Origin of the sequence: Neorhizobium galegae (assembly GCF_021391675.1) — a bacterium.
GTDB lineage: Bacteria > Pseudomonadota > Alphaproteobacteria > Rhizobiales > Rhizobiaceae > Neorhizobium > Neorhizobium galegae_B.
Genome location: NZ_CP090095.1, coordinates 3,569,474 through 3,588,023, shown reverse-complemented (window position 1 = coordinate 3,588,023; position 18,550 = coordinate 3,569,474). Strand labels below are relative to the sequence as shown.

19 protein-coding genes are annotated in these 18,550 nt (G+C 62.3%); 7 read left to right on the top strand and 12 right to left on the bottom strand.

Features of this window, described 5'->3' with window-relative positions; all coding sequences use genetic code 11:
* Positions 1 to 12: 12 nt before the first annotated feature.
* From LZK81_RS17830 to LZK81_RS17820, 3 genes are all read right to left on the bottom strand, one after another.
* On the bottom strand, positions 13 to 654 hold the full coding sequence (locus LZK81_RS17830; RefSeq protein ID WP_038545783.1) for a TetR family transcriptional regulator C-terminal domain-containing protein: 642 nt from the start codon (positions 652 to 654) through the stop codon (positions 13 to 15).
* A gap of 108 nt (positions 655 to 762) precedes the next feature.
* Positions 763 to 1,998: an MFS transporter gene (locus LZK81_RS17825; RefSeq protein ID WP_233954101.1), complete on the bottom strand. Its 1,236-nt coding sequence runs from the start codon at positions 1,996 to 1,998 to the stop codon at positions 763 to 765.
* A 4-nt stretch (positions 1,999 to 2,002) separates the two neighbouring features.
* Complete coding sequence (locus LZK81_RS17820; protein ID WP_233954100.1) at positions 2,003 to 3,364, bottom strand: LLM class flavin-dependent oxidoreductase; 1,362 nt, start codon at positions 3,362 to 3,364, stop codon at positions 2,003 to 2,005.
* A gap of 94 nt (positions 3,365 to 3,458) precedes the next feature.
* Between LZK81_RS17820 and LZK81_RS17815 the strand changes: the two genes are divergently transcribed.
* Positions 3,459 to 4,022 carry a helix-turn-helix domain-containing protein gene (locus LZK81_RS17815; protein WP_370649316.1) on the top strand — a complete coding sequence of 188 codons (564 nt, stop codon included), beginning with the start codon at positions 3,459 to 3,461 and terminating at the stop codon, positions 4,020 to 4,022.
* Positions 4,023 to 4,131: 109 nt separating this feature from the next.
* On the opposite strand, the gene cydB is transcribed toward LZK81_RS17815, so the two are convergent.
* The gene (gene cydB / locus LZK81_RS17810) at positions 4,132 to 5,136 is read right to left on the bottom strand and encodes a cytochrome d ubiquinol oxidase subunit II (protein ID WP_233954099.1); all 1,005 of its coding nucleotides are present in this window, start codon (positions 5,134 to 5,136) and stop codon (positions 4,132 to 4,134) included.
* Complete coding sequence (locus LZK81_RS17805; RefSeq protein ID WP_233954098.1) at positions 5,126 to 6,544, bottom strand: cytochrome ubiquinol oxidase subunit I; 1,419 nt, start codon at positions 6,542 to 6,544, stop codon at positions 5,126 to 5,128. The genes cydB and LZK81_RS17805 overlap by 11 nt, the downstream gene beginning before the upstream one ends.
* A 429-nt stretch (positions 6,545 to 6,973) precedes the next feature.
* Here LZK81_RS17805 and LZK81_RS17800 point away from each other — a divergent pair, with 429 nt between their 5' ends.
* Positions 6,974 to 7,657 carry a phosphoribosyltransferase gene (locus LZK81_RS17800; protein ID WP_046604359.1) on the top strand — a complete coding sequence of 228 codons (684 nt, stop codon included), beginning with the start codon at positions 6,974 to 6,976 and terminating at the stop codon, positions 7,655 to 7,657.
* A gap of 3 nt (positions 7,658 to 7,660) precedes the next feature.
* On the opposite strand, the gene LZK81_RS17795 is transcribed toward LZK81_RS17800, so the two are convergent.
* On the bottom strand, positions 7,661 to 8,440 hold the full coding sequence (locus tag LZK81_RS17795; protein ID WP_233954097.1) for an endonuclease/exonuclease/phosphatase family protein: 780 nt from the start codon (positions 8,438 to 8,440) through the stop codon (positions 7,661 to 7,663).
* 65 nt (positions 8,441 to 8,505) lie between these two features.
* Between LZK81_RS17795 and LZK81_RS17790 the strand changes: the two genes are divergently transcribed.
* On the top strand, positions 8,506 to 9,447 hold the full coding sequence (locus LZK81_RS17790) for a UPF0104 family protein (protein WP_046608289.1): 942 nt from the start codon (positions 8,506 to 8,508) through the stop codon (positions 9,445 to 9,447).
* On the opposite strand, the gene LZK81_RS17785 is transcribed toward LZK81_RS17790, so the two are convergent.
* From LZK81_RS17785 to LZK81_RS17775, 3 genes are all read right to left on the bottom strand, one after another.
* Positions 9,427 to 10,932, bottom strand: a complete 1,506-nt coding sequence (locus tag LZK81_RS17785; protein WP_233954096.1) for a phospholipase D-like domain-containing protein — start codon at positions 10,930 to 10,932, stop codon at positions 9,427 to 9,429. The two genes, LZK81_RS17790 and LZK81_RS17785, sit on opposite strands and share 21 nt — an antisense overlap.
* 341 nt (positions 10,933 to 11,273) lie before the next feature.
* Entirely contained in the window at positions 11,274 to 11,456 is a 183-nt protein-coding gene (locus LZK81_RS17780; RefSeq protein ID WP_046604364.1) for a hypothetical protein, read from the bottom strand.
* A 64-nt stretch (positions 11,457 to 11,520) separates the two neighbouring features.
* Positions 11,521 to 11,715, bottom strand: a complete 195-nt coding sequence (locus tag LZK81_RS17775; protein WP_233954095.1) for a hypothetical protein — start codon at positions 11,713 to 11,715, stop codon at positions 11,521 to 11,523.
* A gap of 170 nt (positions 11,716 to 11,885) precedes the next feature.
* Here LZK81_RS17775 and LZK81_RS17770 point away from each other — a divergent pair, with 170 nt between their 5' ends.
* Complete coding sequence (locus LZK81_RS17770) at positions 11,886 to 12,398, top strand: ferritin-like domain-containing protein (protein ID WP_233954094.1); 513 nt, start codon at positions 11,886 to 11,888, stop codon at positions 12,396 to 12,398.
* A gap of 56 nt (positions 12,399 to 12,454) precedes the next feature.
* Here LZK81_RS17770 and LZK81_RS17765 read toward each other — a convergent pair whose 3' ends face one another.
* Positions 12,455 to 12,670 (bottom strand): hypothetical protein, encoded by a 216-nt coding sequence (locus LZK81_RS17765; RefSeq protein ID WP_233954093.1) that lies wholly within the window; start codon positions 12,668 to 12,670, stop codon positions 12,455 to 12,457.
* Between the two features lie 505 nt (positions 12,671 to 13,175).
* Here LZK81_RS17765 and LZK81_RS17760 point away from each other — a divergent pair.
* Positions 13,176 to 14,192: a glycosyltransferase family 4 protein gene (locus tag LZK81_RS17760; protein WP_233954092.1), complete on the top strand. Its 1,017-nt coding sequence runs from the start codon at positions 13,176 to 13,178 to the stop codon at positions 14,190 to 14,192.
* Here the strand turns inward: LZK81_RS17760 and LZK81_RS17755 are convergent.
* Positions 14,189 to 15,613 (bottom strand): lipopolysaccharide biosynthesis protein, encoded by a 1,425-nt coding sequence (locus LZK81_RS17755; RefSeq protein ID WP_233954091.1) that lies wholly within the window; start codon positions 15,611 to 15,613, stop codon positions 14,189 to 14,191. The genes LZK81_RS17760 and LZK81_RS17755 overlap by 4 nt on opposite strands.
* Before the next feature lie 182 nt (positions 15,614 to 15,795).
* On the opposite strand from LZK81_RS17755, the gene LZK81_RS17750 reads away from it, so the two are divergent.
* The gene (locus LZK81_RS17750; protein ID WP_233954090.1) at positions 15,796 to 16,932 is read left to right on the top strand and encodes a glycosyltransferase; all 1,137 of its coding nucleotides are present in this window, start codon (positions 15,796 to 15,798) and stop codon (positions 16,930 to 16,932) included.
* A 49-nt stretch (positions 16,933 to 16,981) separates the two neighbouring features.
* Complete coding sequence (locus LZK81_RS17745) at positions 16,982 to 17,755, top strand: polysaccharide deacetylase family protein (RefSeq protein ID WP_046634313.1); 774 nt, start codon at positions 16,982 to 16,984, stop codon at positions 17,753 to 17,755.
* Here LZK81_RS17745 and LZK81_RS17740 read toward each other — a convergent pair.
* Entirely contained in the window at positions 17,752 to 18,549 is a 798-nt protein-coding gene (locus LZK81_RS17740; RefSeq protein ID WP_052756715.1) for a WecB/TagA/CpsF family glycosyltransferase, read from the bottom strand. The two genes, LZK81_RS17745 and LZK81_RS17740, sit on opposite strands and share 4 nt — an antisense overlap.
* Between the last annotated feature and the right edge of the window lies 1 nt (position 18,550).

Genomic DNA, 18,550 nt, shown 5'->3' with positions numbered 1-18,550 from the left:
TGGTTCCTTTTCCTATCGTTGTTCGGCCGAAAGCTCGCCGGGCTGCAGGCGCAGCAGCGCTTCCACGGAGATCAGGGCATTTTCTGCGAGTTCGTGTTCCGCAAACGTATCGGCCGCAAGTGTTCCCTCCAGCCAGAGGCCGTCGACGAGCGCGTTGACCCCGATCGCATAGGTGCGGCATTGGGCGGGGCTCAGTGCTCGCTTCTCCTCGACGAAGAAGGCGGACAGCAGCGTCTCCAGAGCTTCAAGGAAAGAGAGATAGTTTTCGCGGTGGATGGCGGCGAAACTCTGGTCGATCTGGATATGGCTGATGAATGCGGCCCAGAGCGACAGCGTGCGCGGGTCGGTGACCGGCGGCGTCACATTGGCGACGATGAAGCGGCGCAGGCGCGAGCGGGCCGTCTCGCCTTCGATCGCGGCAGCAACCGCCGCCTCGGTCATGCCGGCCATCACCTTGCGGTAGGCTGCCTGCAGCATCTGGTCCTTGCTGCTGAAATAGTGCCGGATCAACCCGCCGGTGACGCCGGCGCGCATGGCGATCTGGCGGACCGTCGCGCCCTGGATGCCGAATTCGGCAATGCAATCGAGCGTCGCGGCAATCAGGTCCTCGCGCCGCTCGGCCTCGCTTGCCCTATGGTAGGTGCGGCGGTTCACGGGTCATCTCCTGAGGAACGGGCAGGCCGTTCTCGCACGGCATCACGGCTTATTATACGCCCGAATAATTCGCGCAAGCAAATTCCGTCGCCGCGCCTCGTCGCCCGATCAGCGCCTACCGCCGGCGAGCCGGACGGCTTCCGGCCTGCCGCGCAGGATCAGCATGGAGGCGGCTCCAAAGATCGGCCCGACCGCCAGCAAAACGAACGTCCACCGCCAGCCGCCAAGCAGCGCGGCTAGATGCGGCATCAGCCAGATCATGAAGATCGTCAGCGCGAAACCCATGCCCATCTGCAGCGATAACGCTGTGCCGATGTAATTGCGGTCGGCAAGTTCGGTGACGGCGGCGGAGAATTGCGCCGAATCCCCGATGATCGAAATCCCCCAGACGATCACCACCAGCGCCAGCAACCAGAAGGGGCCGTCGAAAACGAAGCCGATGGTCAGCGCACAGGCGCCGGAGACGATCATCAGGCCGGCTGTGGTGGCGGTGCGGCCGAAACGGTCCGAGAGCACGCCACCGGCGAAACAGCCGAAGACGCCCGACGCAACCGCGATGAAGGTGAGCAGCGAGGCTTCGCTGCTGATGCCGGTGCCACCCTTGTCGAGTGCTGCGGTCAGGTAGGCAAGCAGCCAGGCCCACATGGCATAGAGTTCCCACATATGGCCGAGATAACCACCGTTGACGAGGAGCAGGTTGCGATCCTTCAGCACCCGGCCGATCTGGCGGGGATCGAAAAGAGCCTTGCCGAATGGATAGGGGCCTTCACGGGTGAAGAGGAGGAGAACAACGGCGCCGACCAGCGTCGCACCGCTCGAAAGCAGCACGACATTGTGCCAGTCGACCGCCGACGACATGCCGCGGAAGAGATGTGGCAGCGACGAGCCGGCGGTGATCGCGCCGATGACGCCGGCCAGCGCCAGGCCGCGGCCGGAGATGAACCAGGTGGAGACGAGTTTCAGCGCCGGCGGATAGACGCCGGCGAGTGCAAAACCGGTGACCATGCGGCAGAAGATGGCGCCGGCCGGGCCGGGTTCCAGAGCCAAGGCGGCATTGGAGAGCGCAGCAAGCAGGGCGGAGGCCGCCATCAGCCGGTTCATGCGGATGAGGTCCGGGAGGTTGAAGAGGCTTGCTGCCAGCGCGCCGATCACGAAGCCGATCTGCACGCCGTTGGTGAGCCAAGTGGCGGCATTTTCGGACAACGACCAGGCGCGCTTGAGCTCCGGCGCAATGGCGTTTGCCGAAAACCAGCAGGAGAAGGAGAGCACGACGGCAAGGCACAGCAAAGCCAGCATCGACCAGCGGCCTTCGGCCGGCGTTTCCAAGGTCGTCGCGGCACTCATCAGTTTATCCCATGCTGCGATATCTGGCGGCGATATGCCGTTCCGACAGCCGCGGCGTTCCGAACAGTTTTTCACGGAAGGGGCCTTCGCGATAGGCGGTCTTGTAGAGGCCGCGTTCCTGCAGGATCGGGATCACCAGTTCGATGATATCGTCAAAACATTCCGGAACGACGGTACGCGACAGGTTGAAACCATCGACGCCGGCCTGGTCCATCCAGGCGACGAGATTGTCGGCGATCTGTTCTGCGGAACCCACCATCGGCGCCTGGCGGCTGCCGAGCACCATCTGTTCGAGCAGCTTGCGCTTGGTCCATTGCGGCCCGGCGGTGCGGTTCATCGCCTCGACGTTCGAGACGATCGCCGAGCTCTTGCCGGTCTCGATCGGTTCGTCGAGATCGTATTTTGCAAAGTCGATGCCGAGCGAGCCGGCCGCATGCACCAGCGCACCTTCGGAGCTCGCATAGGCGCGATAGTCCTCGAACTTTTCGCGCGCTTCCTTTTCGGTGCGGGCGGTGACGATCGTGGCGCCGACGAACACTTTGACGTCCTCGGCGTTGCGGCCGTATTCGACGGCGCGAGCCCTGATATCGTCGACGATACCCTTTACGCCTTCGATCTTCTGGCCGTTGACGAAGACGCACTCGGCATGGGTCGCGGCGAACTGCCGGCCACGGGTCGAGGATCCGGCCTGATAGAGGACCGGCGTGCGCTGCGGCGAGGGTTCGCAGAGATGGATCGCCTCGATGCCATATTGCTTGCCGCGGTGGTGGACCTTGTGGACCTTGGCCGGGTCGGCATAGACGTGGTTCGCCCGGTCGAAGACCACGGCGTCGTCCTCCCAGCTTCCTTCCCAGAGCCGGTACATGATCTCCATGTATTCGTCGGCGAGGTCGTAGCGGTCGTCATGGGCGGCCATGCCGTCGAGGCCGATCGCCTTGGCGGCGCTGTCGAGATAACCCGTGACGATGTTCCAGCCGATCCGGCCGCCCGTCAGGTGATCGAGCGTCGACATTCGGCGGGCGAAGACGAACGGCGGTTCGTGGGTCAGGTTGGCGGTAACGCCAAATGAGAGATGTTCGGTGACGGCAGCCATGGCCGGTACCAGCAGCAGCGGATCGTTGACCGGCACCTGTACTGCGCCTCTCAAAGCCGCCGCGTTGCTGCCGCCGAAGACGTCGTTGACGCCGAGCACGTCGGCGAGGAATATGCCGTCGAACAGGCCGGCCTCCAGCCTCTTCGCATAATCCGTCCAGTATCGGAGCTGGGCATAACGGTGCGACTGGTCCCGCGGATGTGCCCAAAGCCCCTGCTGGATGTGGCCGACGCAGTTCATGTCGAAGGCGTTGAAACGAATTTCGCGCGTCACGATCTTCCCTTTGAATTCCTCATTGCCGACAAGGCGTGTCTCTTATAGGATGTCTCTGTCCACTATAGAAGACGATCATTGAAAGGCAAGCCGCTTGCAGCAGATGGAGAACGACCCGGTCCAGGCGATCGCCACGCGGCTGAAGATCGAGCGGGAGGCGCGGGGCTGGTCGCTCGCCGAGCTTGCCGAACGCTCGGGCGTGTCCAAGGCGATGATCAGCAAGATCGAGCGCAGCGAGGCGAGCCCGACGGCGACCGTGCTCGGCCGGCTTTCGGGCGCTTTCGGCCTGCCGCTTTCGGTGTTGTTGGCGCTTGCCGAGCGGGCGCAGGAGCGCGTCGCGCTGCAGGCGGAACAGCCGGTCTGGACCGATCCGGAGACAGGTTATACCCGACGCGCCGTCTCCCCGGCCAATTCCCCGTTGGAGCTTCTGGACGTTTCGCTGCCTTCCGGCGTGCGCGTGCCCTATCCGGCATCCGCCTTCGCTTTCCAGCACCAGCAGATCTGGGTTCTGTCAGGCCGGCTCGATTTTCAGGAGGGGACGGTGATGCATCATCTCACAGAAGGCGATTGCCTTCTGCTCGGCCCGCCTGCCGATTGCGTCTTCTTCAACCCAGGCAAGGAACCGGCGCGTTATGTGGTGGCGCTGACCCGGCGCTAGGCGCCGAGCCAGAATTTGATGATCAGGCCGACAATGCCGACCGTTACCACTCCGGCCACCCAGAGTCCGACGAACCAGGCGAGCCGCCTGAAAGTTTCGCCACCTGCCATCAGTGATAACCCTCTTCCGGATCGACCTTGCCGCGGAAGACCCAGTAGGCATAGCTCGTATAGGCAAGGATCAACGGCACCAGGATCAGCGCGCCGACCAGCAGGAAGCCGAGGCTTTCGTCCGGCGCCGCCGCATCCCAGATCGTCACGGATGTCGGCACGATATAGGGGTAGAAGCTGATGCCGATGCCTGCGTAACCGAGTATGAAAAGGCCGAGCGCTGCAAGGAACGGGCGGCTATCGCGGTTGTTTTTCAGGCCCGTGAGCAGAAGCCAGAAACAGCCGAGGACCAGCAGGGGCACGATGACGCTGAAGATCGCGGTCGGCCAGGAGAACCAGCGGTTCAGATAGAGCGGCTCGAGAAAGGGCGTCCAGAGGCTGAAGATCGCCATGGCGGCGAGCGTCGCGAGGGCGGCGATGTAGGAGAGGCCGCGGGCCTTGTCGCGAAGGTCGCCCGTCGTTTTCATCACCAGCCAGGTCGAGCCGAGCAGTGCGTAGCCGATGACGACCGCAAGGCCGGTGGCGATCGAAAAGGGAGTCAGCCAGTCCCACCAACCACCGGAATAGGCGCGGTTTGCAACCGGAATGCCCTGTACCAACGCCCCGAGCGCGATCCCTTGAGCCAACGCCGCCATGAACGAGCCGCCGGCAAAGGCCCAGTTCCAGAGATATTGCGCCCGGCCGGTGCGCCAACGATATTCGAAGGCGACGCCGCGAAAGATCAGCCCGAGCAGCATGGCGATGATAGGTGCGTAGAGTGCCGGCAGGATCGTCGCGTAGGCGAGCGGAAAGACCGCCATCAGCCCGCCGCCGCCGAGTACCAGCCAGGTCTCGTTGCCGTCCCAGACCGGGGCGACGCTGTTCATCATCACGTCGCGATGGCGTTTTTCCGGAAACAGCGGGAAGAGAATGCCGACGCCGAGGTCGAATCCGTCGAGAATGACATAGGCAAGCACCGCAAAGGCGATGATGGCCGCCCAGATGAAGGGAAGGTCAATGACCATGACGGCCTCCTGCAGGGAGCGTTGCGGTATGCGGGGCCGGCGTGATGCCGGCGGTTCGGATCGGGCCTTCGCCGAGATCGCCGCTCGGATCGCGCGGCAGGCGGGACATCAGCCGCAGGATATAAAAGGTGCCCGCGCCGAAGACGAGGAAATAGACGATGATGAAGGCGACCAGCGAGGAGCCCACAGCCGCCGCCGCGATCGGCGAGACGGAATTGGCGGTCAGCAGGTGGCCGTAGACCGTATAGGGCTGGCGGCCGACCTCGGTTGTCACCCACCCGGCGAGCACGGCGACGAAGCCGGCTGGCCCCATGACCATCGCGGCCCGGTGCAGCCATTCGGAGGTGTAGAGGCGGCCTCTCCATCGACAGTAAAGGCTCCAGAGGCCGAGGCCCAGCATGGCGAAGCCGAGGCCGACCATGATGCGGAAGGACCAGAACACGATTGGTACCGGCGGCTGCAATTCGCGCGGCACCGTGTCGAGGCCCTTGAGCGGCGCATCGAGGCTGTGTTTCAGGATGAGGCTCGAAAGCTTCGGGATCTCGATTGCGTAGTCGATCCGTTGTTCGGCCTGGTTCGGCAGGCCGAAGAGGATCAGCGGCGCGCCGTCCGGATGGCTCTGGTAGTGGCCTTCCATCGCCATGACCTTGACCGGCTGGTGCTCCAGCGTGTTGAGGCCGTGCTGGTCGCCGGCAAAGATCTGGATCGGGGCGACCAATGTCAGCATCCACATGGCCATCGAGAACATCGTGCTGGCCCGCAAGGGGGCGGTGCGGCGCAGAAGGTGCAGGCCGCCGACCGCGCCGACCACAAGGGCGGTGGTCAGATAGGCGGCGAGCACCATGTGGACGAGGCGGTAGGGGAAGGACGGGTTGAAGATGACCGCCCACCAGTCGGCCGGGATGAACTGGCCCTTGTCGTTCATCGCAAAACCCTGCGGCGTCTGCATCCAGGAGTTGGCGGAAAGGATCCAGGTGGCCGAAATCAGCGTGCCGACCGCGACCATCAGCGTCGCGAAGAAATGCAGGCCGGGGCCGACGCGGTTGCGGCCGAACAGCATGATGCCGAGGAAACCGGCCTCCAGAAAGAAGGCTGACAGCACTTCGTAACCCATCAGCGGGCCGATGATCGGGCCGACCTTGTCGGAGAACACGCTCCAGTTGGTGCCGAACTGGTAGGACATGACGATGCCGGAGACGACGCCCATGCCGAAGGCGAGGGCAAAAATCGTCTTCCAGAAGTCGAACAGCTCCAGATAAACGACCTTTTTCGTCCACAGCCAAAGACCTTCCAGCACAGCGAGATAACTCGCCAGCCCGATCGAAAACGCGGGGAAAATGATGTGGAACGAGACCGTGAAGGCGAACTGCATGCGCGCCAGCAGCGTCGCGTCGAAGGTCTCGAACATGGCGTATCCCTTTTCTGGCGCGGCCAATGGCCCACCCATCTCATCGGATGACAATCGGTGCGGGGCGTCAAGAGATCAATACGCGTGAATGCCGCGCGCCCCGATGCCGCAGTCCTGCGTCGGACCGCCACAGTGAACGAAAAAGCGCTTCCCGGTGAGGGGAAGCGCCAAGTTGGGGAGGGTACTTATGACAATGTCGGCCGCGTGGAGGTCATGCGTCCGACCCGCGGTGAACCCATGATCATGAGTTTTGTTCCCCTATCGCCTGCATTCTCGTGTTTCGAAAACGGGGCAGTTGACCGGAGCGAATGGAACCTAAACCATGCCCCAAGGTTGTCCGGTGTCCTGGCGGTGATATGATCCGCTGCGGGCTGGCATTACGAACCAAGTGCAACGGCAGACGCCATCGCACCATCCTGGGAGGATGACATGTCCGGTCTAAGCCCAACCTTTATCGATCGCGAGGATGCCGGCAGGCAATTGGCGGAAGCAATGCAGGCGGCGCCGCTTCCTGATGCCGTGATCCTGGCCCTGCCGCGCGGCGGCGTTCCCGTCGCCTTCGAGGTGGCGCAACGTCTGGGGCTGCCGCTCGATCTCCTCATCGTTCGCAAGATTGGCGCGCCCGGTCATCCGGAATATGGGATCGGCGCCGTCGTCGATGGTCGGGAGCCGCATATCGTCGTCAACGAGGAGGCTGCTCGCCATTTCCACGTGCCGCCCGGCTATCTTGCGGCGGAACGTGAGCATCAGCTCGCCGAAATCGAGCGCCGTCACCGGATGTATTTCGGTGAGGATGAACCGAGCGAGCACGATCATAGGGGCCGCGACATCATTCTCGTCGACGACGGCATTGCCAATGGCGTTTCGATCCGCGCCGGCATCCATGCGTTGAAGGACATGGGGGTTGCATCGATCCGGATCGCGGTGCCGGTCGCGCCGCGTCAATTACTGGAATCCCTGCAGGATGAGGTGGACGACATTGTCTGCCTGTCGGCTCCAGACCGCCTGGAGGCGGTCAGCCTGCATTACGGCGACTTCAGGGAGACGACCGACCAGGACGTGGTGCGCCTTTTGAAGGAGGCTCACCGGCTCAGCCGCACCCTGACCCATTGAGGATCAGAGCTCGACAGTGACCAGAAGCGGCAGATGATCGGAGGCCCGGCGGGAAAGCGGGGTCGATACGACCTGCGTCGCGATCGGCGTGACTTCGCTGGAGACGAATACGTGGTCGATCCTCAGGAGCGGCAGACGCGACGGGAAGGTGGCTTTGGGCCTTCCCCCGCTCAGAAGCGGTGCGTCCGCCATCTGGCGGGCGACGGCTTTGTAGGTCGCGGTCACGGGAGTGGCGTTGAAATCGCCGATCAGGATCTTCGGCTTGCCGTGGCAATCCGGTGCCCCCATCCAGGACGGCCCGAGGATCTCGCCGATCTGGCGCATCCGGTCGCCGCCCAGCAGGCCGAGATGGGTATTGAAGACCTGCAGCTTGTGCTCGCCGACCTCTATTTCCACCCAGACGGCGCCGCGCTGCTCCCCATGTGAGGGCAGGCCGGCACCCTTGACCATTCTTGCCGGCAGGGCCGTCAGGATCGCATCGCCGTAACGCTCTTCGGCGACGTTGAGTGCAGCATGGAAATGGAATTCCATCTGTAGAAGAGACGCAATCGCGTGCGCCTGGTCTATCCCGCCGGTGCGGCTGCGGCCGACATCCAATTCCTGCAATCCGATGATATCCGGTTCCAAGGCCGCGATAACCTCGGCCACCCTGGCGGGGTCGAGCCGGCGATCGGTACCGATGCAGCTATGCACATTATAGCTCAGGATTTTCAGGCGATGCCTTGTCTTCAAAGGCTGGGCCGGGGAGGGGCCGGCTCTGGCTGGCGATGTCTGATCAGTCATGGAGCTGGGAACACCTCGGTCCCGGTTTCGTTCCCATTGTTATACAGCCGTTTACGGGAGGGACCATGATCGCCAGACGCCATCTGCTCAAGTTTCTGATCGGCGCTGCGATCTGCCTGGCGGCCTTCCTCGTCTATCGCAGTCTCGGCCGCTACACGGTCGACGAGATCGAGGAATCGGTCCGGTCGATCGCCGCTTTCCGGCTCGCGACCGCGTTTTTCTTCGTCGTCCTTTCCTATCTCTGCCTCGGCGGCTTCGATGCGCTTGCCGTGCGGTATGCGGGCAAGCCGCTTCTCTTGCGGCAGACCTCGCTCGCATCCTTCACGGCGCTGTCGATCGGTCACAATGTCGGGCTTTCCGCGCTCAGCAGCGGTGCCGTGCGCTACCGGTTCTACACGCGCTGGGGTCTGACCGGCGAGGATATCGCCAAGGTCATCGTCTTCTGCGGAGTGACCGTCGGCCTTGGTCTGGGAACGCTGGCCGGGCTGGCGCTGCTGCTCCAGCCCGGTGACGCGGCGGACCTGCTCGGCCTCGACCGACCGGCGCGGCTGGCGGCAGGGCTTCTCTGCCTGGCCGGCCCTGCCGCCTATCTGCTGATCTGCGCCTTCGTGCGCCGTCCTCTTGTCGTGCGCAGCTGGCGTTTCGAACCGCCGGCGATACAGCTTGCGCTCGGCCAGATCGTCGTCGGCACGCTGAATTTCGCCTGTGTCGCGGCTTCCATCCAGCAGCTTCTCGCAAGCTTTACCGATGCCGGTTACCTGGCCGTGGCCAGCGCCTATGTCACCGCCAACATAGCCGCGCTGATCAGCCATGTGCCGGGCGGGCTCGGCGTGCTGGAGGCGACCATGCTCGGGATCCTGCCGACATCCGCGTCGATCGGCGCTCTGATTGCCTTCCGTGTGCTCTATTTTTTCGTGCCGCTCACGGTCGGGGTGCCGACATTTCTCGTCACCGAGGCTTATTATCGTCATCGGGGCGGCAAGTTCCTAGAGCAGACGGTGATGTGACAGGCGTGCGAAAAGCCGCCTGAGCCCAGCCTTGATTTCCGGAATCGGCCAGAAGGGCTGTTTCGGGTCGATGATCCCCGTGCCGACCAGAGATTCCGTTTCGCCTTTGTCCGTATCGACGTCGTAGCTTCGCAGGCCGCGCGGCTTGACGTTCAGCCGGTCGACGGCCGCCAGAATGGAGCCGGTTTCCGCGATGATCCGCGCAACTTCCGCCGGTTGGGCGTCGAGATGTTCGGCGATCAGCTCGTTGCGGAGCGCGGCGATCGCCTGCCTGCCGGACGGGTCCGAGGTTTCGATCGCAAGGTCCGCCTCGGTGTCCAGCCCTTCGGAGCGGTTGTTGAGATTGGAAGAGCCGACCCGCACGAACTGGTCGTCGACGATGATCAGCTTGGAATGGACAATGATCTCCTGCTCGCCGCCGTTGCCGTCGGAAACCGCAGCAAAGAAAACCCGCAGGCGTCCATAACGATCTGCGCGCTTGAGGCGACGGATCAGCCGGTTGCGGTTATGGCCCATCATCAGCTTTTCTAGGAAGCCATGGGATTCCCGGGTGACGATCACGAGGATCTCCGGGCCGTCGGCCTTCCTCAACCGTTTGGCGAGGGTTCGCGCCACGCCGAAGGAGGCGAGGTACTGCGTTTCGATATAGAGGTGGCGTCTGGCCGCCTTCAGCGCGTCGTGGGTCAACCGTATCGCCTCGCGGTGGCCGCGATGGCCCTTCCATTTCCACGCCTCGGTGAGCGCCAGGCCGGTGTTGCAGCCGGTCAGCGCCGGCTCCAGGTCTGCCGGCCAGGCATTTCTGCCCGGCATATCGAGGGGGGAAAGGACCTGGCGTGTCGCCTTTTTCCACCGACGGCGTGCGACGTCGCCGATCAGCCTTGCCGTATCGCCGGTCACGATCGTCTGTATGTCGTGGACGGGCCCGTAGGCGGTTCCGTCCGGCGCCCGGCGCAGCGCGTTGTCAATCGCATGGCTGCGGTCGTCCCAGCGGCGGGCGGTCAGGTCGATGCCACCGAGGAAGGCGGTCCGGTCGTCGATCGCGACGATTTTCTGATGGTGGCTGGCGCGCAGCGGATGATCGAAATCGAAATGCAGGAAGATCCGCGGATGGTCTTTCCAATCCATCTTGCCGAACATCTTGAGGCTCTTGCCGGAATAGACAGGCCCCATGCCCCAGACCAGGATGCGGATTTCAAGCGAGGGCTTTTCCTCGACCATCTTGCGCAGCAGAGCACCGATCGTTTCACCGTCGGGGTCGCGCGGACGAAGGACGATGTCCGGATCGAAATCCCAGCCGATGATGAAGATCGAACGTTCCGCCAGCCTCAATACCTGATCGAGCCGGCGAAAATAGTCGTCGCCATCGATCAGGAAGGCGAGCTTTTCGGCCTTCGCTCTGCGCCAGACATTCCGGCCGGGCCGGATGATGGGTTCGAATGAGAATCCTGCATCCCGCGTCGGGATCGATTGCGTCGCTACATCCACCTGGCCACCTCATCATGGAATGGCAGATGAACGCGCGGATTTTGTCCTTGTTCCAAGGCTGTATTCCCGCACATAGCCGGATGGAGTGGCCGGATGGCGGCGCTACTCGATAACCGTTTGCTGAGGCGGGTTGGGTGCAATGAAATTGTTGTTGCCGTCTCGGAAGATTTCCATTGCGACAATGAGCCCGAGAAGGATGAGAGCTGCCGCACTCAGCAACTTCCCAAGACCGCCCGTCATGGGTTTCTGTCGGCTCTCGTCCTGCGCTTGCCTGTGCTCTGCACGTGTACGGCCATGGATGTTCATGATCGATCTACCGGCGCTTTCGCGCCGGTACCTCTTCAACTGGATGCCAGATTGCCGGGCGGCATATAGACTGGCGGATTGGGATTCTCGTCGGGATTGGGCAACGGCGTCTCATCCGGCAGCCGATCCGGTTCCGGTTCGTTTATCGGTGGGTCCGGCTTCCAGATGGGCGCCGGCATGGGCGGGCGTTCACTTGGTTCGCGAGGATCGGGTATCATGGAAAACTCCCTGTTACTCATTTCACAACCGCCCGGCATGGCGATTGTTCCTCGCTAATTGACCCTAACGGTTCGTGGAGCCGGTGCTGGTCGGGTCTGTTCCCGGAGCCGGCGTCTGCGCCCTATCGCTCGTCGCAGGAGGTGCCGGAGCCTGTGCCGTATCATCCGACCTGCCGGTGAAATAATAACCGACGGCCATCAGGAGGAGCGCTATGGTAATCCCTCCGACGATGGAATTTGCCCTCATCTCGCGTGACATGATCTTCGCCTCTATGGCTCGTGATTTTACTACTGGACAATTCACAAAGGGCGGCAATGTTCCAGGCATTAAGGCGAAGAGGAACTTCGCATGCTTTCAGGGGTTGAATCTGGCTGTCTTGCGTTCCCAAAAGCAATCGATTTGGGCAACCAACTTGCGAGGAGAAGCGAATGACCCATGCCCGAGACAATTTCCTCGCGTGGCTGCGTGCCGCCCATGCCATGGAGGAACAGGCGATCACTACGCTTTCCGCTCAATCCCGGCGGATCGAGAGTTATCCCGACCTCAAGACCCGGATCGTGCAGCACCTGCACGAGACGGAGGAACACGCCCAGGCGCTGAAGACGCTCCTCGATCACCTTTCGGCAACCGGCGGCGTATCGGCGATCAAGGACATGGCTGCCAAGCTGGCGGCCAAGGCGCAGGGCGTCGGCGGCATGTTGACCAGCGACGAGGTCGTCAAGGGAGCAATGGCAAGCTATGCCTTCGAGCACATGGAAATCGCCAGCTACCGGGTCCTGATTGCAGCGGCCGACGAGCTGGATGAAATGGAGGCGAAGACGGTTTTCGAACGCATTCTTGGCGAGGAGATCGCAATGGCCAACTGGCTGGAAGCCAATCTCGACGCCATCACCCGCGTATTCCTGATGCGGGACGAACGAGACCTGATGGCCAAGAGATAAGTGGCGAAGCGTTGAAGAGGGTGGCCAGCCGATACGATGGCGGCTGGCACCGGACGTCAGGTTCTTAAGGGGGCATCCGTATCGAGATGGATCTGCAGATCTCGTGGATCGCGTATGCCCTGTTGATAAAGCTGAATGATCTGTGCTGCGAGATTGTTTGCGGCGAGGCTGCCGCCGGCAAGTCCACGCTCTGCGCAGATCTCGTCGAACAAGCGTTGGAGAAATGCCAGTTCCGTCGGTTCGAAAGTGTTGGTCAGGACTGCTGCATTCATCTTTTCAGCCTCCCAAATGGCGGCGAAAGCGCTTCCTGTCTTCCAGTCGCCGGCGCGCTCTTGTCTTCAAGCCGGCAATAGCCAAAGACTACTACTTCTCTTCCACTTTGCAAGGGAGGAAAGCCGGGTGGGCGCAGCAGTGGATTGCTCAAAATCCTTTCTCAAGCAGTCGTGAATGTAAGTGTTTTTTCAGTGGTCAAGATGGTTCGCCTGGTGATCGTGATACTGTTCGGTCTGCACCGTCTTGCTATCCAGTCCGCGTTGATGTCTGCTTCCTGATTGTAGTGTTCGCTCAAAGGGTAGAAGCGCGCAGGGGAGTTTTTGATCCGCGAAAAAGCGGATAGGAGAAATCTGAATGATCTCCCTGCTCAGATTTTAAGATTTCAGCCCTAGGGTCCGGCTCATGAGGCACGAATTCAGCTCAGCTTTTCCAAAAGCTGCCGATACCCTAATTCCTTCGGGGAAGCGGATTCTCCAACTGGTAACCCATGACAAGATGGGGGGCGTGCGTACCCTCGTGCAGATGGTGGAGACCGGCTTGCACGCCCGCGGTTTCGAGGTGCAGACGCTGCCTCTCGACACCGGTCATGGAACGGTCGCCACTCTTCGCAATCTTGCACGCCTTGGCTGGACCATCCTGTCGGGAAAATACGACGCGATCTTCACCTACCAGGCTGCGGCCTCCGTCTTCGGCGGTTTTTTCGGCTTTCTGGGCCGCGTGCCGGTGCGTGCCGCCCATCACACCGCAGCGCCGGAGGGTATTCGCCGGCATTGGAAGGCACTTGACTGGCTGTTCGGTTCGGTCGGGATATTCACCCATTTCGTATCGAATTCCGTTTCCACCAGCGCGTCGTTCGGCAAATGGCCTGCTGCCTACCGGCGGCGGTTCATTCTGATCCCGCATGGTGTCGATCCCATTCCGTCGGCTCGCGCAGCGGTCGACTGGCGGCAGCGCCTTTCCATTCCGCCAGATGCTTTCGTGCTGGTCGCGACCGGGAGGCTGGTAGATCAGAAGGACCACGGGGTATTGGTGGAGGCGCTCCGGATGCTGCCGGGCATGCATCTGATCATCGCCGGCGACGGGCCGAACCGGGAGGCGCTGGAGGACAAAGCCCGCACTCTGGGTGTGGCGGAGCGCGTCCATCTGGTCGGCTCAATCGAGCGGGATGCGCTCGGCGACATCCTGATGGCCGGCAATATCTATGTGTTCCCATCGATCTGGGAGACTTTCGGTCTTGCCGGGGTGGAGGCTTCGATGGCCGGGCTGCCGGTCGTCGCGTCCGATCTCCCTGTTCTGCGGGAGGTGCTGTGCATCGGCGACGGGCATCAGAACGCAGCCATGACGCGGTTCCATCCGCCCTGTGACGCGATCAGCCTTGCCGACGCGGTCAAAAATCTCGCTGCGAATTATCCGGATGCGCAGCTTCGGAATGATTTTGCGCGATTGCATCAAGAGCATCACAGCCGGGAGCTCATGCTGGAGCGCTATACGAATTTCCTGCACTCCGAGAGCGGCGTCTAACCGCGTCGCGGATAAAAGCGCTGAAGCAGCGAGCGGGCGTCGAACAGGTTCCAGCGTAGCGCGATATAGGCGCTGGCGATGCCGATCAGGACGAAATTGATGGCGCTTGCAGCCGGCTCTTCCGCCAGGAACTGGACACCTTTGCCGATGACGACGAGAGCTATGCCGAGAGCCAGCAGCAGGCCCCCACGGGGCAGGTCGAGAGGCATGCGCAGGTTCCCCGACGCGTAGACCAGGCAGATCAACAGCGCCGCCGCCTGCCCGAGCGTAAAGGCGATGGCGGCGCCGATTGCGGCGTATGAAGGGATCAGCAGGTAGCTCAGCGTTCCGGTGACCGCCAGCATCGCGACGGACGCGACCAGTTCCAGGTTTGTTGTCCCGCTGAAATAAATGATCTGGCCGAAATAGTGGGCGCGCATGACGAGAATGGCATTCGCGACGAGCAGGATCGGCATGATCTGGGTGACGACCGGCAGATAGCTCGGAGCGAGCAGGATCCCAAAGATGGCGTCGCCGAGCAGGATGAAGGACGCGGTGCCAAAAATGACGATATAGCAATGCGTGATGAAGGCGCGCTTGAGAGTATGCCGGGCTTCGCTCCCTTTCCCCTCTGTATGGAGGTTCTTGGCGCTCGAAATATATCCTGCGCTTATCGCCTCGGCCAAGACCAGGAACGTCTGCTTCATGAGGTCGAGTACGGTCCCGTAAGGGGCGACGGTGCCGGTATTGTAGAGGCCCGCCAGCAGCAGCCGGTCGACATTCATGGCGGCAGCCGAGGCGCCGAAGGCGATGGCAAGCGGCCAGCCATAGCGCCACATCCGCCGCACGTCGCTGCTCCGGGGCCAGACGAAGCCGGACGCCCATATGGTTCGGCTGAAGTGCCGGAAAACCGGCACGGAACCCAGCGCATAGCCGAGCCCCACGCCTGCCAGCAATGCGCCGGGCGTGTCGAATTCGAGGACGGCGATATAACCGAACAGCAGCGAGAAGACGGCGCGGGCGATGGTCGCGATTGCAACAAGCCGGACCAGAAGGTGGGCGCGGCTGATTTCGATGGCGACGAAATACAAGGTGAAGCACACCACCAGCAGGCTGCTGCTGACCGCAACATCGGCATGCAATGTTCCAAACAGGTAGAACAGGTATATGAAGCCGATCGCCGGCAACATCACCACCCCCGAAACCAGCATCAGCGCCCCTGCGAGCCTATCGGCTTCCTTGGGGTCGTATCGTCCGAAATGGGCGAATACGATCCACTGGACGCCCAGGCTGTAGACCATCATGCATATCGAAAACCCGACGATATACTGGCCGTACACTTCGGCGCTGGTCATGCGCGTGAAGATGGAAACCGACACGAGATTGATGATGGCCGATGTCGCCCGCGAGGCTAAATACACCGAGGCATGTCTATCGCTCAATTTCGTCGCCCAATAATATGCATTTGGTCAGAATTAACCGCTAACCCTCTAGGGTAGGCTCGATCGCCGGGAGTGACGTAGATCCTTCCTTAGCAGGAACAAACGCAATAATCATAGGGCATGTGATGATTATGAATAGCTCTCGGATTGTTGATCCGGTCGCAGCCCGAATCTGTTTTCTCGTGCGTGGTTTCGATGGCGGCGGTGCCCAACGCGACGCCATCCTGCTGGCAAACGAACTGCAGGGTCAGGGATTTCCGAGCGCAATCGTTACGCTTCAGAGCTCGGGCCCGTTGCGGGGCCTGATCCGCGCCGACGTGCCCGTTGTCGATCTCGGCAACGGCCGCAAACTGCGCCTCGCCTTTGCGCCCGCCGCATTGCGAAGGTTGCTGGTCACGGGGCGTCCGAGGGCGCTGGTGTCTTCCGAGGCGGCGGCGAATGTCCTGGTGGTCCTGGCCTCCCGAGGGCTTGCAAGGGAAACGCGGCCGTCGATCGTCCTGCGCGAGGTGGCAAGCCCCCTGCAGGCGCGAACCGGCGATCCCTACTGGCAGAACCGGCTGGCCTACAGGCTGATCCGGTTTGCCTATCCGCGCGCCGATCTGGTCCTGACGCTGACGGCCGGTGCGCGAAACGACCTCATCGACCGTTTTGGGGTGCCGGCCGCCAAAGTCGCCAATCTCGGGACCAATGCCGTGCTGACACCGCAGATGCGGAAGCGGATCGAGCAATTGGGCCGCGCCCCGGAACCGGGCCACATCGTCTCGGTCGGCAGGCTTTCCCCGGAAAAGGGGTATGCGACGCTGATCGAGGCCTTTGCGCAGCTCAGGCAGATGCGCGCGGCGCAGCTGACGATCGTCGGGGAAGGCGATGAGCGCGGCAATCTGGAGGCTTTGATCGAAGCCTTAAATCTATCGCAGGACGTCAACTTGCCGGGACACGATCCGGACCCGTTGTCGATCGTGTCGCAGGCCTCGCTTTTCGTATCCTCCTCCTCGCACGAGGGGCTGGGGAACGCGCTGATCGAAGCCATGGCCTGCGGCGTGCCCGTCGTGGCGACGGATGCGCCTTACGGTCCGCGCGAGATCCTGCAAGGCGGCAGGCTTGGACGGTTGGTGCCGGTCGGCGACGCGACCGCGCTTGCGCAGGCCATGGCGAAGACGCTCGAAGAGCCGCCCGAAAGCGCGGTTCTCCAGGCCCGCGCCGCGGAGTTCAGCGTTGAGACATCGGCCGAAAGGTTCATCCATCTTCTTCAGGCGGCAGGGATCGCGGGAAATGCCGTTTCTGCGGCGCCGGAGATTGAGACAACCGTAAGTATTTGACATTATGTTCTGAAGCTCTGGGAGATCCGACCGCAATGGATGGGGGTAGATGAAAAAGCCGAAACTCTGGGAGATGTCCGGTTCCGAGATACTGGCGGGAGTATCCCGCAAGATCGGGCGACACGTATATTTTCGCCCGCACCTGTTGAAGCTGGATGCGCCTGTCGTTGCTTTCACGTTCGACGATTTTCCTGTCTCGGTCTTCGAAAATGCGGCGCCCGCTCTTGAGGATGCCGGCATGCTCGGCACGTTCTACCTTGCAAGCGGCCTGATGCAGCGCGTCGAAAACGGCCAGCTGATCGTCGATGAGGAGATGGTCGCGACGCTTTCGGACAGGGGACACGAGATCGGCGGTCACACCCATGGCCATATCAATGTCCAGAAAACGCCCCGTCGCGACCTCATGGCCGATGTCAGGCGAAACGACGAGGAAATCGCCCGGATCGTCGGCTCCGCAAAGCCGGTTTCCTTCGCTTATCCCTTCGGGATGATTTCGGTCCCGTCCAAGCTGGCGCTGATGCATCACTATCCGGGCCTGCGCGGCATCAAGGTCGGCACCAATTCCGGCCTCATCGATCTTGCCCATCTGAAAGCGCAGGAACTCTATGACTGCAGCAACGATTCCGCTTCGATCGACAGGATGCTGGACGATGTCGAGCGGCGCTGCGGCTGGCTGATCTTCTATACCCACGACGTGCGCGAGGACCCGACGAATATCGGCTGTTCGCCGGCCTTCTTCTCGCAGGTGGTCGACAAGGTGCGCCGGCGCGGCATCAAGGTGGAGACGGTGATCGATACGCTGAAGCGGATCGGCGTCGCCTAACGGGTCTTGTCCGAGCCCGGGCGGTCGGCCATGACATCCTTGTAAACGGCCCAGCAGAACGCCCAGGACGTGACGAAATAGCGCCGGGCCAGGCGGCGCGGCTCGGTCGCCACGCGCCAGAGGAATTCTAGCCCGGCTTTCCGCAGGAAGACCGGAGCACGCGATTTGACGCCGGCATAGAAATCCAGCCCAGCGCCGAAACCGAAGCCGTAGCAATCGGGAAGGTCGGCGCGGTGCTTGTCCATCCAGATCTCGGACTTCGGGGCGCCGATGCCGAAGAAGATATGGGTGACGCGTCTTTCCCGGAGCATCGCCACCAATTCGCGTCCAAAGGTCTCATTCTGCTCGAAAGCCGGGGGCGCTGTGACGATGAGGTGCTCGGAAAAACCGAGCGCCTTCAGCTTGTCGTCGAGGATCGCTGCCGTGGTTTCGCTCGAGCATAGGAGCAGGGGCCGGTGGGTGCCCGGCTTGAGGCGCTCGATGATCTCGGGAAACAGGTCCGCGCCGGTGATGCGGCCGGGGACGGCCAGCCCGCGCAGCCGCGCATAGAGAAGCACGGGGGCTCCGTCGACGGTGGTCAGCCAAGCCTTGTCATAGGCGGCCCTGAAGGCGGGGTTCCTGTTCAACTGCACGATGTGATCGAGATTGGCGGTCACCAACAGCCGTAGGCCTTCACCGGGCGGCACCGGTTCGGAGACGATCGTGTCGACGATCCTGCCGGCGTCCCAAGTGGAGAACTCGATGCCGAAGGCGGACGTCCGCTGCCGCTGTTTTACCGGTGCTTGCTCGGACATT

What these genes read in the sequence shown, in the direction of transcription:
- LZK81_RS17825 (WP_233954101.1), bottom strand. Translation starts at nt 1,998, where the DNA reads ATGAGTGCCGCGACGACCTTGGAAACGCCGGCCGAAGGCCGCTGGTCG.
- cydB (WP_233954099.1), bottom strand. Translation starts at nt 5,136, where the DNA reads ATGGTCATTGACCTTCCCTTCATCTGGGCGGCCATCATCGCCTTTGCG.
- LZK81_RS17805 (WP_233954098.1), bottom strand. Translation starts at nt 6,544, where the DNA reads ATGTTCGAGACCTTCGACGCGACGCTGCTGGCGCGCATGCAGTTCGCC.
- LZK81_RS17800 (WP_046604359.1), top strand. Translation starts at nt 6,974, where the DNA reads ATGTCCGGTCTAAGCCCAACCTTTATCGATCGCGAGGATGCCGGCAGG.
- LZK81_RS17795 (WP_233954097.1), bottom strand. Translation starts at nt 8,440, where the DNA reads ATGACTGATCAGACATCGCCAGCCAGAGCCGGCCCCTCCCCGGCCCAG.
- LZK81_RS17790 (WP_046608289.1), top strand. Translation starts at nt 8,506, where the DNA reads ATGATCGCCAGACGCCATCTGCTCAAGTTTCTGATCGGCGCTGCGATC.
- LZK81_RS17780 (WP_046604364.1), bottom strand. Translation starts at nt 11,456, where the DNA reads ATGATACCCGATCCTCGCGAACCAAGTGAACGCCCGCCCATGCCGGCG.
- LZK81_RS17775 (WP_233954095.1), bottom strand. Translation starts at nt 11,715, where the DNA reads ATGTCACGCGAGATGAGGGCAAATTCCATCGTCGGAGGGATTACCATA.
- LZK81_RS17770 (WP_233954094.1), top strand. Translation starts at nt 11,886, where the DNA reads ATGACCCATGCCCGAGACAATTTCCTCGCGTGGCTGCGTGCCGCCCAT.
- LZK81_RS17765 (WP_233954093.1), bottom strand. Translation starts at nt 12,670, where the DNA reads ATGAATGCAGCAGTCCTGACCAACACTTTCGAACCGACGGAACTGGCA.
- LZK81_RS17745 (WP_046634313.1), top strand. Translation starts at nt 16,982, where the DNA reads ATGAAAAAGCCGAAACTCTGGGAGATGTCCGGTTCCGAGATACTGGCG.
- LZK81_RS17740 (WP_052756715.1), bottom strand. Translation starts at nt 18,549, where the DNA reads ATGTCCGAGCAAGCACCGGTAAAACAGCGGCAGCGGACGTCCGCCTTC.